16 protein-coding genes and 1 pseudogene are annotated in these 17,195 nt (G+C 54.0%); 7 read left to right on the forward strand and 10 right to left on the reverse strand.

Annotated elements, in window-relative coordinates:
* The first annotated feature begins 48 nt into the window (after nucleotides 1-48).
* The 4 genes and pseudogenes from manD (at nucleotide 49) to GTGU_RS02725 (ending at nucleotide 5,881) form a co-directional block, all read left to right on the forward strand.
* Complete coding sequence (manD, locus tag GTGU_RS02710) at nucleotides 49-1,263, forward strand: D-mannonate dehydratase ManD (protein WP_038154069.1); 1,215 nt, start codon at nucleotides 49-51, stop codon at nucleotides 1,261-1,263.
* Between the two features lie 13 nt (nucleotides 1,264-1,276).
* Entirely contained in the window at nucleotides 1,277-2,683 is a 1,407-nt protein-coding gene (gene uxaC / locus GTGU_RS02715; RefSeq protein ID WP_038154070.1) for a glucuronate isomerase, read from the forward strand.
* 27 nt (nucleotides 2,684-2,710) lie between these two features.
* A complete protein-coding gene (locus GTGU_RS02720; protein ID WP_038154072.1) occupies nucleotides 2,711-4,255 on the forward strand; it encodes an MFS transporter in 1,545 nt (514 codons plus the stop codon).
* Nucleotides 4,256-4,421: 166 nt separating this feature from the next.
* Nucleotides 4,422-5,881: pseudogene (locus GTGU_RS02725) on the forward strand (mannitol dehydrogenase family protein).
* Between the two features lie 43 nt (nucleotides 5,882-5,924).
* Here GTGU_RS02725 and GTGU_RS02730 read toward each other — a convergent pair.
* Nucleotides 5,925-6,611 (reverse strand): GntR family transcriptional regulator, encoded by a 687-nt coding sequence (locus GTGU_RS02730; RefSeq protein WP_038154073.1) that lies wholly within the window; start codon nucleotides 6,609-6,611, stop codon nucleotides 5,925-5,927.
* A gap of 89 nt (nucleotides 6,612-6,700) precedes the next feature.
* Nucleotides 6,701-7,447: a bifunctional NADP-dependent 3-hydroxy acid dehydrogenase/3-hydroxypropionate dehydrogenase YdfG gene (ydfG, locus tag GTGU_RS02735; protein ID WP_038154074.1), complete on the reverse strand. Its 747-nt coding sequence runs from the start codon at nucleotides 7,445-7,447 to the stop codon at nucleotides 6,701-6,703.
* 143 nt (nucleotides 7,448-7,590) lie between these two features.
* Here ydfG and dcp point away from each other — a divergent pair, with 143 nt between their 5' ends.
* Nucleotides 7,591-9,642, forward strand: coding sequence for a peptidyl-dipeptidase Dcp (dcp, locus tag GTGU_RS02740; RefSeq protein WP_038154075.1), 2,052 nt, complete (start codon nucleotides 7,591-7,593; stop codon nucleotides 9,640-9,642).
* A gap of 156 nt (nucleotides 9,643-9,798) precedes the next feature.
* Here dcp and GTGU_RS02745 read toward each other — a convergent pair whose 3' ends face one another.
* The 3 genes from GTGU_RS02745 to ydeE form a co-directional block, all read right to left on the reverse strand.
* On the reverse strand, nucleotides 9,799-10,578 hold the full coding sequence (locus GTGU_RS02745) for a hypothetical protein (RefSeq protein ID WP_051857282.1): 780 nt from the start codon (nucleotides 10,576-10,578) through the stop codon (nucleotides 9,799-9,801).
* Nucleotides 10,579-10,715: 137 nt separating this feature from the next.
* Complete coding sequence (locus GTGU_RS02750) at nucleotides 10,716-11,183, reverse strand: helix-turn-helix domain-containing protein (protein WP_038154077.1); 468 nt, start codon at nucleotides 11,181-11,183, stop codon at nucleotides 10,716-10,718.
* 103 nt (nucleotides 11,184-11,286) lie between these two features.
* Nucleotides 11,287-12,477, reverse strand: coding sequence for an efflux MFS transporter YdeE (gene ydeE / locus GTGU_RS02755; protein WP_038154078.1), 1,191 nt, complete (start codon nucleotides 12,475-12,477; stop codon nucleotides 11,287-11,289).
* Between the two features lie 192 nt (nucleotides 12,478-12,669).
* Between ydeE and eamA the strand changes: the two genes are divergently transcribed.
* Nucleotides 12,670-13,572, forward strand: coding sequence for an O-acetylserine/cysteine exporter (gene eamA, locus GTGU_RS02760; RefSeq protein ID WP_038154079.1), 903 nt, complete (start codon nucleotides 12,670-12,672; stop codon nucleotides 13,570-13,572).
* A gap of 29 nt (nucleotides 13,573-13,601) precedes the next feature.
* On the opposite strand, the gene marB is transcribed toward eamA, so the two are convergent.
* From marB to marR, 3 genes are read right to left on the reverse strand one after another with little or no spacing between them, the layout of a single operon-like run.
* The gene (gene marB, locus GTGU_RS02765; protein ID WP_038154080.1) at nucleotides 13,602-13,820 is read right to left on the reverse strand and encodes a multiple antibiotic resistance protein MarB; all 219 of its coding nucleotides are present in this window, start codon (nucleotides 13,818-13,820) and stop codon (nucleotides 13,602-13,604) included.
* A 29-nt stretch (nucleotides 13,821-13,849) separates the two neighbouring features.
* The gene (gene marA, locus GTGU_RS02770; protein ID WP_038154081.1) at nucleotides 13,850-14,233 is read right to left on the reverse strand and encodes an MDR efflux pump AcrAB transcriptional activator MarA; all 384 of its coding nucleotides are present in this window, start codon (nucleotides 14,231-14,233) and stop codon (nucleotides 13,850-13,852) included.
* 18 nt (nucleotides 14,234-14,251) lie between these two features.
* Nucleotides 14,252-14,686, reverse strand: a complete 435-nt coding sequence (marR, locus tag GTGU_RS02775; protein WP_038154082.1) for a multiple antibiotic resistance transcriptional regulator MarR — start codon at nucleotides 14,684-14,686, stop codon at nucleotides 14,252-14,254.
* Between the two features lie 228 nt (nucleotides 14,687-14,914).
* On the opposite strand from marR, the gene GTGU_RS02780 reads away from it, so the two are divergent.
* Nucleotides 14,915-15,583 (forward strand): MarC family NAAT transporter, encoded by a 669-nt coding sequence (locus GTGU_RS02780; RefSeq protein WP_038154083.1) that lies wholly within the window; start codon nucleotides 14,915-14,917, stop codon nucleotides 15,581-15,583.
* 27 nt (nucleotides 15,584-15,610) lie between these two features.
* Here the strand turns inward: GTGU_RS02780 and GTGU_RS02785 are convergent, their stop codons facing one another.
* Together GTGU_RS02785 and GTGU_RS02790 are read right to left on the reverse strand one after the other, a co-directional pair.
* Nucleotides 15,611-16,807, reverse strand: a complete 1,197-nt coding sequence (locus GTGU_RS02785) for a sugar transporter (RefSeq protein ID WP_038154084.1) — start codon at nucleotides 16,805-16,807, stop codon at nucleotides 15,611-15,613.
* Between the two features lie 101 nt (nucleotides 16,808-16,908).
* Nucleotides 16,909-17,195: LysR substrate-binding domain-containing protein (locus GTGU_RS02790; RefSeq protein WP_038154085.1), on the reverse strand; the 287-nt coding region annotated here is incomplete at its 5' end.

Here is a 17,195-nt window from a genome sequence, read left to right on the forward strand (position 1 = left end):
AATGCATAAAGTTTCGGCATTAACCGCTGAGATGTAAGGATCGAAAAAATGAAAATCGTTGGTGCTGATGTTTTTGTCACCTGCCCGGGGCGTAATTTTGTCACGCTGAAGATCACCACCGAGGATGGCATTGTCGGACTGGGTGATGCCACCCTGAATGGGCGCGAGCTGTCGGTCGCGTCATATCTCAAAGATCACCTCTGCCCGCAACTGATTGGCCGCGATGCGCAGCGCATCGAAGATATCTGGCAGTTCTTTTATAAAGGCGCGTACTGGCGCCGCGGACCGGTCACCATGTCCGCTATCTCGGCAATTGACATGGCGCTATGGGACATCAAAGCGAAAGCTGCCAACATGCCGCTTTACCAGTTGCTGGGCGGGGCTTCGCGCGATGGCGTGATGGTCTATTGCCATACCACTGGTCATACCATCAACGACGTGCTGGAAGATTACGCACGTCATAAGGAAATGGGTTTTAAAGCTATTCGCGTGCAATGCGGCATTCCGGGCATGAAAACCACCTACGGCATGGCGAAAGGGAAAGGGCTGGCATACGAACCGGCAACCAAAGGCGCCTGGCCGGACGAACAACTGTGGTCAACCGAAAAATACCTCGATTTCACGCCGAAACTGTTCGAAGCCGTACGTGAAAAATTTGGCTTCCACGAGCATTTGCTCCATGACATGCATCACCGCCTGACGCCGATTGAAGCGGCCCGTTTTGGTAAGAGCATTGAGGATTACCGCCTGTTCTGGATGGAAGATCCGACCCCGGCGGAAAATCAGGAAAGCTTCCGTTTGATTCGCCAGCATACTGTGACGCCAGTTGCTGTCGGGGAAGTGTTCAACAGCATCTGGGATTGCAAACAGCTTATCGAAGAGCAACTGATTGATTACATTCGCACCACGCTGACTCATGCAGGTGGAATCACCGGTATGCGCCGCATTGCTGATTTTGCCTCACTGTACCAGGTGCGTACAGGCGCGCATGGTCCTTCCGATCTGTCGCCGGTTTGCATGGCCGCTGCGCTCCATTTCGATCTGTGGGTGCCGAACTTTGGCGTCCAGGAATATATGGGCTATTCCGAACAGATGCTGGAAGTCTTCCCGCACAACTGGACTTTCGAAGATGGCTATATGCATCCGGGCAATAAGCCGGGCATCGGCATCGATTTCGATGAAAAACTCGCTGCGAAATATCCCTACGAACCCGCCTGTCTGCCCGTTGCGCGTCTTGAAGACGGCACGTTGTGGAACTGGTAAACCGGAGACGATCATGAGCTTTATTAACGACAGCTTTATGATTAATAACCCGCCAGGTGTGAAACTGTATTGCGATATCGCGCGGACATTGCCGATTATCGATTTCCATTGTCACCTGGATGCGAAAGAGATTTACGAGAATAACGCCTTTGACCATATTACCCGGCTCTGGCTGGCGGGCGATCATTATAAATGGCGCGCGATGCGCGCCAATGGAATCAGTGAAGATTTCATTACCGGCAATGCCAGTGCGGAAGAAAAATTCCGCGCATGGGCGGAAACGGTTGAAGCCTGCTTTGGTAATCCGCTTTATCACTGGACGCATCTGGAACTGAAATTTTATTTCGGCATCGACCAGACGCTGAACCGGAATAACTGGCGCGAGATCATGGCGCAATGTAATCGCCAGTTAGCAGGGGAGGATTTTAAACCAAGAGGCTTAATTACCCGCTCAAATGTAGAAGTGATTTGTACCACCGATTCCCCGCTGGATTCGCTGGAATATCACCGTCTGTTACGTGATGACGCATCATTCCCGGTGAAAGTCCTGCCGACATTCCGCCCGGACGATGTATTCGAAAACGATCCGCAGCGCTTTGGTCAGTTTATTGAAAAATTAAGCGCCATGACCGGGGTAAATATTACTTCACTGGCGGATTTCAGCCAGGCGATAGAAAAACGCATTGACTGGTTTCATGAATCCGGTTGTCGCATTTCCGATCACGGGCCGCTGGCGATGGGCTTTCAGGAGGCTGAACCCGGGGAAGCTGAACGCCTGTTTACCCGCAAACGGTCAGGTGAAGCGCTCGCGCCAGCGGAACAGAATGTCTTCACCAGCGCTGTGTTCCTGATGCTTGCCCGCCATTACAAAGCGCGAAAATGGGCGATGCAAATTCATTTTGGTGCCATTCGTAATAATAACAGCCGGATGCTACAGGCAGTCGGTATTAATAGCGGGTTCGACTCCATTAATGATCAAACAGATCTGGCGGCGAATCTGAATCAATTTATGGATGCACTGGCGAAACGCAACGAGTTACCTAAGACCATTCTGTATAACTTAAACGCCAGCTATAACGATGTGGTTGCCTCGACCATCGCGAATTTTCAGTCTGCGGAAGAGGGCGTGAAATCACCTATTCAGTTTGGCTCGGGGTGGTGGTTTAACGATACGCGTCGTGGAATGGAGAACCAGTTAAATACCCTGGCCGATCAAGGCTTGCTGATGAACTTCATCGGAATGCTGACGGATTCCCGCAGTCTTATTTCCTACACCCGTCATGATTATTTCCGCAGAATATTATGCAACCTGATCGGCGGCTGGGTCGCCCGCGGTGAAATTCCTGACGACCGGGAGATATTAACCCGGATGATAAAAAATATTTGTCACGATAATGCCAGTCATTACTTTAACTTTTAACCTCTTATCCGATGGGGTAGAACAACTATGTCCCGTACAAACAGAAAAATCACCATTCCGGTCAGTATCGGTTATGGGCTGACAGACATAATGGGCGGCGGCGCATTTACGGTCATTGGCGCCTGGCTGTTATATTTTTATACGACCTTTGTTGGTCTTTCTCCGGTTGAAGCGGCATCTATTGTGGCAATTGCACGTATCGTCGATGCCATTGTCAGCCTGTTTATGGGCAGCTTTACCGACCATTTCTATAAAAACTATCTGGGTAAAAAATTCGGCCGCCGTCGTTTCTTTCTGTTGATCGGCGCGCCGTTGATGCTGGTCTACGCTTTGCTGTGGGTGGAAGGGATGAACTATGCCTTTTACCTTGCGGTCTACCTGGCGTTTGAAATCATCGCCGCGATGGTATTGATCCCATGGGAAACGCTGCCGTCAGAGATGACCCGTGATTTCAACTCGCGGACCAAACTTTCCACCTGCCGCATGTTCCTGTCTGCGTCCGGCACTTTTCTGGCGACCTTTATTCCAGGGCTGCTCATTAATTACTTTGGCGAGCACAACGCTAACGCCTATCTGATCAACGGGATCGTGTTTGCCGTGCTGTTCATGCTCTGCGTACTGGTTTCCTGGAAAGTCACCTGGGAGCGCGAATTAACGCCGGAAATGAAAGCGGAGCTGGAAACCACGCGCACCGCCCGTTCGCTGAACGAAAAACTGGTCGCATTTGGCGGATTGTTTAAAGAGTACGCCTCGACGCTGAAAGTCAGAGCGTTCAGGAAACATCTGGCTATCTACCTGTTCTCATTCACCGCAAAAGACGTTTATAACACGGTCTTCGTTTTCTTCTGTGTGTACTGTCTGAACGTCTCGTCGTCGCTTGCCGGTACGCTGCTGTCGATGAGTATCGTTGGTTTACCTGTCACACTCGCGGCAGGGGTCGCCATTATCAAATATGGCCCGTCACGGCTCTACATCTTTGCCTACAGCCTGATGATGCTGTGCCTGGGGGGATTCTTCCTGGTTTACCAGTTCCCGACAGACAATAAAGTCGTGCTGCTGGTGATCCTCGCCGGGGTCTACCAGGTCGGTCGTTGCGTGCTGGAATTTACCCCGTGGAACGTTTTCCCGTTCATTCCTGATATTGATGAAATGATCACCCGCCAGCGCCGTGAAGGGCTGTTCGCGGCTGTGATGACCTTCTCCCGGAAAACCACCGTCGCTATCGCCACGTTCATTGTTGGTCTGCTGTTGCAAAGCGGCGGTTTTGTGAAAGGCAGCCAGGTGCAACCACAGGAAGCCATTAACACCATCGCCATGCTGTTGTTTATTGGTACGGCAGGCCTGTTGTTGATTGCTCTCTGGCAGGCATTGACCTTCCATCTGAACAAACGGACTCACAAGATTTTTGTCGATGAAGTGGAACGTCTTAAAGCGCATGGCCTGAAATCCGACGTTACCGCCGAAACACGCCATATCGTTGAGGATTTAACCGGCTACAACTACGACAAACTGTGGTACAGCGACGCGGTAAAGGCAGGTGCGGAGGTTAAGCAGGCATCCACACTGAGCTGAACCGGTCATTAATTACTGGATTGCCAGATGTACAGGGGGTATTGATGTCACACAACTTTGAAATGATGTTATACCACTTGCCGATAAGTTAACGTAAGTCAAAACACTGACGGCAACACGCGTTAATCTGGTATGGCAACCCGTTTTCTACACTGTGAGTATTAAAATGCAAAACACGTTACTGACGGCTAAGGCAACACTTCCTGGCTACGATCGCAATAAACTGGTGCCGCGCATTGTGCATCTTGGTTTTGGCGCTTTTCATCGCGCGCATCAGGCAGTCTATGCAGATATTCTGGCAGCAGAACATGGCAGTGACTGGGGGTATACCGAAGTGAATCTGATTGGCGGTGAGCAGCAGATTGCCGACCTCAATCATCAGGATAAACTCTATACCGTGGCGGAGATGTCTGCCGATGCCTGGACCGCCCGCGTCGTGGGCGTGGTGAAACAGGCGCTGCATGCTCAAGTTGATGGTCTGGAAACTGTGCTGGAGGCAATGTGCGAGCCGCAGGTGGCGATCATTTCTCTGACCATTACCGAAAAAGGGTACTGCCATTCACCGGCGACCGGGGAACTGATGCTCGACACCCGTTAATTGCTGCCGACCTGCAAAACCCGCATCAGCCAAAATCAGCACCGGGGGTGGTTGTGGAAGCGCTGGCGCGGCGTAAAGCGGCGGGCCTTCCGGCGTTTAGCGTGATGTCCTGCGACAACATGCCGGAAAACGGCCATGTAATGCGTAATGTGGTTTGCGCATATGCCCGCGCCGTTGATAACGATCTCGCGACGTGGATCGAGAAAAACGTCACGTTTCCGTCCACCATGGTTGACCGTATCGTTCCGGCTGTTACCGCCGACACACTCGACAAAATCGAGCATATCACCGGCGTTCGCGATCCGGCCGGTGTGGCCTGTGAACCGTTCCGCCAGTGGGTTATTGAAGATAATTTCGTGGCTGGGCGTCCGGCATGGGAAAAAGCTGGTGCTGAGCTGGTGAAAGATGTTATCCCGTTCGAAGAGATGAAACTGCGCATGCTGAACGGCAGCCACTCTTTCCTCGCGTATCTCGGGTATCTGGCGGGTTATCAACACATCAATGATTGCATGGAAGATGAAAACTACCGTCATGCCGCCCATACCCTGATGCTGAAAGAGCAGGCGCCGACGCTGAAAGTGAAGGGCGTTGATCTCGCGCACTATGCAGATCTCTTGATCGAACGCTACAGCAACCCGGCGCTGCGTCACCGTACCTGGCAGATTGCGATGGACGGCAGCCAGAAATTGCCGCAGCGTATGCTGGATTCCGTACGCTGGCACCTTGCTCATCAGAGCAGTTTTGACTTACTGGCGCTCGGCGTGGCGGGCTGGATGCGTTACGTCGGCGGCGTGGACGAACAAGGGAATGCCATTGAAGTGTGCGATCCGCTACTGCCGGTGATCCAACAAGCGGTGAAACAGAGTCAGGAAGGGGAAGCGCGCGTTCAGACGTTGCTCGGTATCGAGGCTATCTTCGGTAAAGAACTGCCGCTGGAAAGCAACTTCGTCAAAACCGTCACCTCGGCTTATTTGTTGCTGCTGAAAAACGGCGCAAAAGCGACGGTGGCGCAGTTCGCAGGACGCTAAGCGTCAGCCATCAAAAACCCCCTCAACGAGGGGGTTTGTTTTTTTACTCTTCGCTAAACCAGTCGCTGTTTTCTTGTTTTATCAACAACACTGATTCGCTGATTTCATGCAGATGCAATGCCATGGCATTTTCTACGGCGTCAGCATCGCGCTTTTCCAGCGCAGCGAAAATATCATGATGCTGGCGCAGTAGCATTTCCGGCGAGGAGATGTGGTCCAGACTCATGTAGCGCACCCGGTCAATAGTGGCCTTAATGTTTTCGATGGTATCCCACGCCAGCTTGCAGTCGGCAATGGCTGACAGCGTCTGATGAAATTCATCATCGAGCTGGAAAAAATCGTTGATCTGATGGCGATCAATAGCGATGCGCTGCTGCTGCAGGTTTTTCTCCAGTTGGTAACACTGGGCATCGTCAATCATCCCGGCTGCGCGGCGCACGACAGCACGCTCAATCGCCTGACGGACAAAACAGCCGTTACGGACCTGGGAGAGGGAGATTTTATTGACGTAGCTGCCGCGCTGGGGGCGGATCTGAATCAGGCCGTTTTCAGCCAGTTTGATAAACGCTTCCCGCACCGGCTGGCGCGACACATCAAAGCGCACGGAGACGTCCTTTTCTGACAATGGCGTTCCTGGCGGGATCAGACAATGCACAATATCCCGACGCAAAATCCGGTAGATTTGCTGATTCACGGGCTGTGTTGGGTTCAGTTGCGTTTCGACGGCCATCGGCTCTACTTTCTGTAAATAACAGCGCTATTTTACGCTTAATTCATCATCACGCCCATACCCGGCGAGGCACCGGGCAGGGGATTCTATCAGGAACGATGGACGTTCAGACCCGCGAAGGACTGGCTGACAGGCATCATTTCGACCGTGTTGATGTTGACATGTTTCGGCAGCGTCGCTACCCACCAGACGGTTTCCGTGACATCTTCAGCGGAGAGCGCCGTGGTGTTTTCGTAGGTTTTATCCGCTTTCGCGTCGTCGCCTTTGAAGCGTACGTTGGAGAATTCAGTCCCGCCCACGAGGCCCGGTTCAACATCCGTCACGCGGATCGCTGTGCCGTGCAGGTCAGTACGCAGATTCAGGCTGAACTGGCGAACGAACGCTTTCGTCGCGCCATAGACGTTGCCACCCGCGTACGGCCAACTACCGGCGGTCGAACCGATATTAATAATGTGACCGCGATTACGCGCCACCATGCCAGGCAGCACGGCGCGGGTCATATAGACCAGCCCTTTATTGTTGGTGTCGATCATCGTTTCCCAGTCTTCCACGCTGGCCTTATGCGCAGGCTCCATGCCGAGCGCCAGACCAGCGTTATTCACCAGTACGTCGATATCACGCCAGTCGGCGGGAAGGTTAGCGATCATCTCTTCAATGGCGGCGCGGTTGCGCACATCCAGCTGAACGGTCAGCACATTATCGCCCAGCGCCTCTTTTAATTCCTGCAAACGCTCCTGGCGACGGCCCGTGGCAATCACTTTATGCCCGTTAGCGACAAAACGACGAGTAATGCATTCACCAAAACCTGCAGTTGCTCCGGTTACCAGTACAATCATCTCACTGTTCCTCAACGCTTTTTATGTCGTACTACCATAGCACGATCTGGCACTGCGGAAAAAGCGCGCGAGCGGCGAAAGCATTGCGGTTTTTGCAGGTGACGCCTACTCTGGGCAATGTACTGAAATTCCGGGAGAAGATAATGCCTGCAAATAACCCCTTTTTCGAAGCCAGCCTGTTACCGTATCAGGCACCACCATTTGACCGTATTGAGGACAGTCATTATCGTCCTGCCTTTGATGAGGGCGTCCGCCGCAAACGGGCCGAGATTGCGGCGATTGCCAGTAACCCGGAGCCTGCGACCTTTGCCAATACCTTCGAGGCGCTGGAAAAAAGCGGCGAGATGCTGTCCCGCGTGACGCAGGTCTTTTTTGCCATGGCGTCCGCCAATACTAATGACACCCTCCAGCAACTGGATGAAGCGTTTTCGGCAGAGCTTGCCGAACTGGCGAACGATATCTACCTCAATGACGCGCTGTTCAGCCGGGTTGAAACAGTCTGGCGGCAGCGGGACTCACTCGGGCTGGATGCAGAGTCATTACGCCTGACCGAGGTGGTCAGACAGCAGTTTTTACTCGCCGGGGCGACGCTTCCAGCAGAGCAAAAACGCGAGCTGAAAGCGCTTAATACCCAAATCGCCATGCTCAGTAGTCAGTTCAGCCAGCGGCTGTTAGCTGCCGTTAAAGCGGGCGGACTGGTGGTGGATTATGTGCATCAACTTGATGGGCTGTCCGATGACGACATTACCGCTGCCAAAGAGGCCGCGCAGGCGAAAGGGTTGCACGATCGCTGGCTGCTGACGCTGACCAACACCACGCAACAACCGGCGCTGGCGGCACTGACCGACAGGCAGACGCGGGAAAACCTGTTTAATGCCGGAAAAATGCGCAATCTGAAAGGGGATGCCAACGATACGCGCGAACTTGTGCTGAAGATCGTCGCTGTACGCGCCCGTCAGGCGGAACTGCTTGGCTTTGAAGACTATGCGAGCTGGAGTATTGCTGATCAGATGGCGAAAACACCGCAGACGGTGCTGTCCTTTATGCGAAAAATCGCCCCGGCCGCGCGTCAACGCGCCCTGGCGGAACAGGCTGATATACAAAAAGTGATCAACGAGCAGCAGGGCCATTTTACAGTGCAGGCGTGGGACTGGCTGTTTTACAGCGAGCATGTGCGCCGGGCGAAATACGCTCTCGACGAAAGCCAGATTAAACCCTATTTCGAACTCAACCGGGTGTTGCACGACGGCGTATTCTGGGCAGCCTCGCAGTTGTTCGGCCTGCGTTTTGTTGAGCGTGCGGATATTCCGGTCTACCACCCGGACGTCCGGGTCTGGGAAATTTTTGACGCTGACGGTGAAGGTCTGGCACTGTTCTATGGTGATTTCTTTGCCCGCGATTCAAAAGCCGGCGGCGCGTGGATGGATAACTTTGTCCAGCAGTCGACACTGTTCGACGCGCGCCCGGTGATCTACAACGTCTGCAATTATCAGAAGCCCGCCACCGGATGTGCCGCACTGCTCTCATGGGATGACGTCATCACGATGTTTCATGAGTTTGGCCATGCGCTGCACGGACTGTTTGCCGAACAACGTTACCCGGGGTTGTCCGGCACCCGTACGCCGCGTGATTTCGTCGAATTCCCGTCGCAGATCAACGAACACTGGGCCAGCGAACCGCAGGTGTTTGCTCATTACGCCCGTCATTACCAGAACGGGGAGCCAATGCCGGACGCACTGCGCGACAGCATGTTCCGCGCGGCGACCTTCAACAAAGGTTATGACATGACGGAACTGCTGGGCGCGGCACTGCTGGATATGCACTGGCACAGTCTGCAAACACAGGCGTTGCCCACGGATGTGGTGCAGTTTGAAGAGGCGGCGTTGCAGGCGGAAAAACTGTTGCTTGAGGCGGTACCACCGCGTTATCGCAGCAGCTATTTTGCCCATATCTTCGGTGGCGGCTATGCGGCTGGCTATTACGCCTATCTGTGGACGCAGATGCTGGCGGACGATGGCTATCAGTGGTTTGTCGAACAGGGTGGGCTTCGCCGGGAAAACGGACAGCGCTTTCGCGAAGCGATTCTCTCCAGAGGCAACAGTGAAGACCTGGAAAACCTCTATCGTACGTGGCGTGGTCACGATCCCGACATCGAACCGATGCTGAAAAACCGGGGATTAAACGACGGGGCATAATACCGCCGTCGTTTAGACTCTATTGAAGATACGCATGATAGCGTAGTGCTGATAGCGTAAACGCCACACGGAAAAGCGGGTTTGCGCGAAAAGTAAAATACGAATCTATCCATGCAAGCATTTGCCGCCAGTCACTGGCGGTTTTTTTTGCCTGCCTTAATGCGCCAGCGTGTTCGGCGTCGGTCGTTGCATGCGAAATAAAGAGATGGATTGCACCAGCAGCGCAAGCACGACAGCAATGGCGTAGGCCATCAACAGGCTGAAGCGGGGAAGTAATAAACTGAGGGACCAGAAGAAAATCGCGAAACTGAACGAGCCTGCGACCATCCCACGCATCACCTGCTGTGCGGCCTGCGGGCCGTGATTACGCTGGGCAAACACCGCCAGAATGGTCGCCATCAGTGGGAACGCCGCCAGGATACCACTCACCCCCGCGCCGACAAACGGCGCCAGCAGCGTGACGGCCACAACCAGCGCCGCAATTAGCAGCATTCTGACCGGCAGATCCCAACGCGGCGGCCTGAGTTTGTGGCTTTTGAAGATGGTTTTCGGAATGAAAATGAGCGCCAGTGCCATCACCAGAATGTCGATGACAAACAGTGCCGTCTGCGAGAGCGCGCTTCCCTGTAACAGACCAGCGGAAAGCGCAAAAGCAACCGTCGCCGCGAGCAGAGCTTTCCCCCAGCCAGACTGTGCCGTGCGACAATACGCCACAGCAAAACAGGCCTGCGCCGCCGTGGCGCAGAGCGATCCGGCGGTGGCATGGGTGGCAAATTCCGGCCCCTGTTCGAGTGCCAGAAATAGCGATATCGGGCCGGAAGTCAGCGGCAATCCGACGACAAGCCCGCCGACCGTTTCCCCCCAGCGGCGTCCGGCGAGAGTGGCGGCGAGCAGTAAGAGCGGTGTGGCAACCAGCTTAAAAAACAGCAATTCCATATCGGACAAACAATCCTTCGTCAGGCGCGTTCGCGCTTCGTTTCTGCCACTATACGCTCGCGTATTGTCTGTTTATTGATGATGCCCCCGTTTTTGCGTTGTTAAGGGAAGTGCATGAATAACGATGTGTGACGCTGTCACTTCCTTAACAAACGCTGTAAGCGGGTTTTCTTCCAGCGCTCAATAGCACCGGCAAACATAAACAGGCGCAGCCCGCGGATCACCAACAGTGTGCCCCAGATGGCCATTACCCACAATGACCACAGATAACCTGGCCCCGTCATGCGATTGAGTACATACAGCAACGCGCAAACCACCACAGCAGTCAATACGGCACGCCAGAAATGCGACTCCTGCTCAACCTGTTGCCGGGCGTCGCTGATGCGTTGATCGAGCGGCGCTTCACCGTCGACAGGCGTTACTGAGAGTTCCGCCACGCTGACTTCAAATACCGCTGCCAGTGCGCTCAATGTTTCAAGGCTCGGCCGCTCGCCATTTTCAATGCGCTGAATGGTTCGCACGCTGACGTCGGTCATTTCGGCCAGTTGCTCCTGTGACCATGCTCTTTTCAGACGTAATGCTTTTACCTGGTTAGTGCTGTTCATAACACTTTCTCCGAATGAAAAATTCCGCATTGAGTGTCCGCCAGGGTATGAGAAAGCAACACGACCCCAACACGACAGCAGGGCGACAACGACCCGACAGCCGTCAGACCGTGCTGAACAGCCCCTCGCGCGGGCTGACGCGCATGCCGCGCAGGATCATCATCCATGCAATCACTATCGCTGCCATCAGAATGGCAAACAGCGACCATGGCGGCAGCGTGGTCAGAATCGCACCGGTGATCATCGGGTTAAACGCCGCGCCGAGCCAGCCTAACGCCTGCGCGGAGAAATAGCTGGCTTTCAGGCCCGGCGGCGCGATGTTGTCGATCAACATATATTCACCAGGCGCATAAATTACTTCGCCGATGGTAAAGACGGCGGCGGAAATGCCCCAGAAAATGAGGCTGGATCCGGACAACATAAAACCCACCAGCCCGAGCAGAAAAAAGAGCGTGCCAATGGTCATTAGTGGGCGAATGTTAGTTGCCGTCAGCTTACGCCCAATGGCGTACTGCAACGTGACGACCACCGCCGCGTTTACCGGCAGGATCACGGCAATCACTTTTTCGGCAAAATCGCTGTTGGCCACCGCCAGCACATACTGTGACAGGCACGAGGCGAACGATCCGCCAACAAATGAGGCCAGTAGCCCTGACAGGGTGAACCAGAACAGTGCGCGGTCGCGCAGCAGCACTGACGGCGACCAGGCACTGGCGCTGTCTTCTGATGCGGTCACAGCAATGCGTTGCACCCACAACTGTATAAACACCATCGGGAACGCGGCGCAGATGGCGGCCAGCCAGAACGGCAGATGGATGCTAATCATGACAAGCCAGGTGCCGAGCGGTGGTCCGACAGTCCAGCCCATATTCAGAAAGGTATAGTTGAGCGAGAAAATACGCGCTTTGGCAGCGGATTCCAGCGTATCAGCAAAATAGGCCTTCAGTACTGTTGCAAAAACGGAATAGGCACAGTTGATCACGGCGAAGAAGAACACCACCAGAATGACGTTATTCACCAGCGGAATAGCGACAAAGCCGCTAATAAACGCGGCGATGGAAATCAGCATGTAGCGTTTCTTATCAAACTTATCGGCGAGAATGCCGAATGCCAGACTGAAGACCACGCCAATGGTTAACGCAACCGTCATCGCGTAACCGATCTGATCGACGCCGAGCGCAAACTGCCGCGTCAGATAGATGGTCATAAACGGTAATGTTGCGCCACGACCAATGGTTAACAGCAACGACGACGCCAGCAGCGCTGCGGTTGAGCGCCGTGTAGTAGAGTTCATTTTCCTGCCCGAGTATTTTTTCTGTCATGATGATGTGTCATATCAGGAGTAACACGGCTTGCGGGGTGTTGTATAGCTGAACACATGTCGGCAAGTGCTTTTTGACCCTCCTGGATTTAATGATCTATCAGTGCATTGATTTTTTCGTTACTTTAATTCTGTTTACACAAATTGAACAAACAGGGGCGAGCTATGACGCGGAAAGATGGGCTACTGGCGTTGCTGGTGGTAGTGGTTTGGGGGCTCAACTTTGTCGTCATCAAAGTGGGTTTACACAATATGCCGCCACTGATGCTGGCAGGGTTACGCTTTCTGCTGGTGGCGTTCCCGGCGTTTCTGTTTGTCGCACGACCGAAGATCCCGTTTCGCCTGTTGCTGGGTTACGGGCTGACAATAAGCTTCGGCCAGTTCGCCTTTCTGTTCAGCGCCATTAAGTTCGGCATGCCCGCCGGGCTCGCCTCGCTGGTGCTGCAGGCACAGGCCTTCTTTTCGATTATTCTCGGCGCCTTTGTGTTTGGCGAACGCCTGCAGGGCAAACAACTTGCCGGGATCACCCTTGCTGTGTTTGGCGTGCTGGTGCTGATTGAAGGCAGTCTGAACGGGCAGGATGTCACCATGCTGGGCTTTTTCCTGACCCTGGCGGCGGCGCTGTGCTGGGCCAGCGGCAATATCTTCAACAAAATCATCATGCAACACGAGAGCCGTCCGGCAGTGATGTCGCTGGTGGTGTGGAGCGCGTTTATCCCAATCGTCCCGTTTATGCTGGCCTCGTTACTGCTGGACGGCCCGGCGGTGATGCTGCACAGCGTGGTGGAGATCGACATGACGACGATTTTATCGCTGGTCTACCTGGCGTTTATCGCCACCATCGTGGGATACGGCATCTGGGGCTCGTTGCTCGGGCGCTATGAAACCTGGCGAGTGGCGCCATTGTCGTTGCTGGTACCGGTAGTCGGGCTGGCGAGCGCCGCGGTTTTACTGGGCGAAAGGTTGACAGGGCTGCAGATGGTGGGTGCGGTGCTGATTATGGCGGGGCTGTTTATCAACGTGTTCGGGCTGCGGTTCCGGCGACGGATGAAGGCGGTGAGAGGCTAAAAAAGCCCCGCAAAGCGGGGCAAGACGAATTACCGGTTGTACTTATTGTAATAAGGCACACCCAGTTCGTCGGATTTGTCACTGCCAGCCGCCATATGATTGAAATCGAACGGCGACTGGTTTTGGGCGGTCGGCATCATCATTGCCTCACGCGAGGGGTGACTGGTATGGGTTGTGGATTGCTCCGCAAAACTCTGGCCAGAAGCCAGCGCCAGTAAGGCGAGGGCGGCGGAGACGAACAGTTTCATGATTTCCTCAATACGTCTGATGCAGGCGATTAACAATTACAGTTATTAATAGGGTAGAGATAACGCGATTCACCGGGCATATTAGTCACGCGGTACTTATGCGGCGGCACATCGAAATAGTTCTTGAATGTCCGCGTCAGCGTCTGCTGTGACTCAAAGCCGTAGCGCTCAGCCAGATAAAGGATCGGCTCGTCGCTCTGCTTGAGCTGCTGCGCGATCTCTGTCAGCTTGCGGCTGCGAATATATTGACCAAGTGAATGGCCGGTCTCTTTTTTAAACATCCGTTGCAGGTGCCATTTCGAATAACCGGAACGCTCTGACACTTTTTCCAGCGACAGGGGGGATTCCAGGTTGTCTTCGATCCAGTCCAAAATGCTATGAATGGTAATGGCGTCGGTATTTCGTCTGGACATCGTCTGACCTCTTTCTGCTTATAACAGAATTTTTTTGAGCAGCAGTTCGAGTTGAGTAAGTTCGTCTGCCGTTAGGTTTTTAATTAATTCCTGGTGCAGGTCCTGGCCCACGCGTTGGTGGCATTGCTCACATATTGCAGCGCCTTCTGGTGTCAATTGCACCAGCACGCCACGCTTATCATTCGGGTTAGGCAGGCGCTCGATCCATCCTTTGCTAATCAGCCGATCGAGCATTCTGGTCAGGGCACCCAGATCAACGGACAATACCTTTTTCAGCTCAACAGGCGGGAGACACACCTGGCAACGAATAGAGCACAGCACTTTGAACTGAGTGGCGGTAATGTCCAGCGGCGACAGATACTCATTGAGTAAACGATCTTTTTTCTGGTTGACCATATGGATTAAGCGTCCAAGTGGGATAATTTCGTTAAACAGATCACTTGTGCTTTTCACAATGGTTGCCCTGGCAAGTAGTTTAATTGCGAAGGATATTATTGCCCAGGCAAGCATATGTCAACTGAATGAATTATCCGATGCCACAATTTGCTAAATCGTTTACAACAGGCCATCAGAGGTAAGAATTACCGACGTATACCGTAACCTTTGTTACAGGGAGAAAAGGTCACAAAACCGCCTTAAGCCGATATAATTCAGTATCAATTCTCAGGATACAGGTCACTTATGATGGAACTGTTGAAAGCGATTGGCCTCGGGCTGGTCGTGCTGCTGCCGTTGGCAAACCCGCTCACCACGGTGGCGCTGTTTCTCGGTCTCGCCGGAAATATGAACAGTGCGGAGCGTAATCGCCAGTCGATGATGGCATCGATTTATGTCTTTGCGATTATGATGGTGGCGTATTATGCCGGGCAGCTGGTGATGAACACGTTCGGTATTTCGATTCCCGGTCTGCGTATCGCCGGGGGGCTTATCGTCGCGTTCATTGGTTTTCGGATGCTTTTCCCGCAGCAGAAAGCGCATGAATCCCCGGAGGCAGAGAGCAAATCCGAAGAGTTGCGGGATGAACCTGATGCCAATATCGCCTTTGTGCCCCTCGCCATGCCGAGCACGGCCGGGCCAGGGACGATTGCGATGATCATCAGTTCCGCCTCCACGGTGAAAGAGGGGGTGAATTTTTCCGCCTGGGTAGTGCTGGTTGCACCGCCGTTGATTTTTGCTGCAGTCGCGCTGATCCTGTGGGGCAGTTTACGCAGTTCAGGCGCTATCATGCGAATGGTGGGGAAAGGGGGCATCGAAGCGATTTCCCGTCTGATGGGCTTCCTGCTGGTCTGCATGGGTGTACAGTTTATTATTAACGGTGTGCTGGAAATTATTACCAGCTATCACGCATAAAAAAGGGCGCAGCGCGCCCTTTTCATATCAGGAATGATGCTGGGGTTCCAGCATCGCCACCGGCCAGCGGCGAAAGATGATCATCGCCCAGATGAAGGCCGCCAGCGCTGGTACCGCGCCGACATACCCTATCGACGACATCGACAACCATAGACTGACCTGACTGCCAACCAGCGCGCCCGCACCAATCCCGATGTTAAAAATGCCGGAGAACAGCGACATCGCCACGTCAGTAGCGTCCGGTGCCAGCGCCAGCACTTTCACCTGCATGCCGAGACCAATAATCATGATCGCAATGCCCCAGAAAATGCTGAGCACGGCCAGATACATTTCGTTCTGCGCTGCAGGCAACAGCAGCAACAGGCAGGCCAGCAGCAGGGCAATCGCGCTGCTAATCAATACCGAAGAATGATTGTTACCCAACCGGCCAAACAGAATACTGCCAACGATCCCGGCACCGCCGAGGATCAGCAGCAGCACCGTGGCAAACTGACCGCTCAGACCCGCCACGTTCTGCACAAACGGCTCGATGTAACTGTAGGCTGTGTAGTGCGCCGTAACGACCACGACGGTCAGTACGTAGATGCTGACCAGCGCCGGACGGCGGAACAGCACCGGCAGGCTTTTCAGCGATCCGGAATGCTCGCTTGGCAGCGTCGGTAACAGTTTAATCAGCGCCAGCAGGGTGAGAAGCGCACCCACGCCAATGGCAAAGAAGGTGATACGCCAGCCGAAGAGTTGCCCCACCACACGGCCGACAGGAATGCCTAACACCATCGCCAGCGCGGTGCCGGTCGCAATCAGGCTCAGAGCCTGCGCACGTTTCCCGGCAGGCGCCATGCGGATCGCCAGTGAAGCCGTTATCGACCAGAACACTGCATGAGCGAACGCGATACCGATGCGGCTAATGACCAGCACCGGGAAATTCCACGCCAGAAATGACAACACATGGCTGGCAATAAACAGGATGAACAATGCAATGAGGAGTTTTCGCCGCTCCACCTGACGTGTCAGCAGCATAAACGGCAGCGACATCAGCGCCACCACCCAGGCATAGATGGTCAGCATAATGCCGACCTGTGCGGTCTCCATCTGGAAACTTTCGGCGATATCAGACAGTAACCCAACCGGCACAAACTCGGTGGTGTTAAAGATAAAAGCGGCAATCGCCAGCGTGACCACCCGAAGCCACGCAAGCCTGCGTGAAACTGTGCTCGTTGTCATAACAATGTTCTGGATTGGTTACAAAAAGAAGAGAAGGGGATCTTAAAGCGATTGCTGGTGAAAAGACAATCGTTTTGTGACTTACCTCTCATTTTCTTTTGCTATGACGCCTTCATCGGCAACGGTTCGTTCAACAGTTCGATAAACGCTTCCAGTTGTCGGGTCATCGCCCCGCGCCGCCAGATAAGCCATGTGGTCAGCCAGCGCCACTTTTCCGCCAGCGGCCAGGCATCGACCTGATGATGACCGGGCATACTTTCCAGCATACTACGGGGGATCAGCGCCAGCCCTGCACCGGCAATCACGCAGGCCAGCATGCCGTGGTAAGACTCCATCTCATGGATACGCCCTGGCGAGGCGCGGTCAGCGTGAAACCAGCTCTCAAAAT

The sequence above is a fragment of the Trabulsiella guamensis ATCC 49490 genome (assembly GCF_000734965.1).
Lineage (GTDB): Bacteria > Pseudomonadota > Gammaproteobacteria > Enterobacterales > Enterobacteriaceae > Trabulsiella > Trabulsiella guamensis.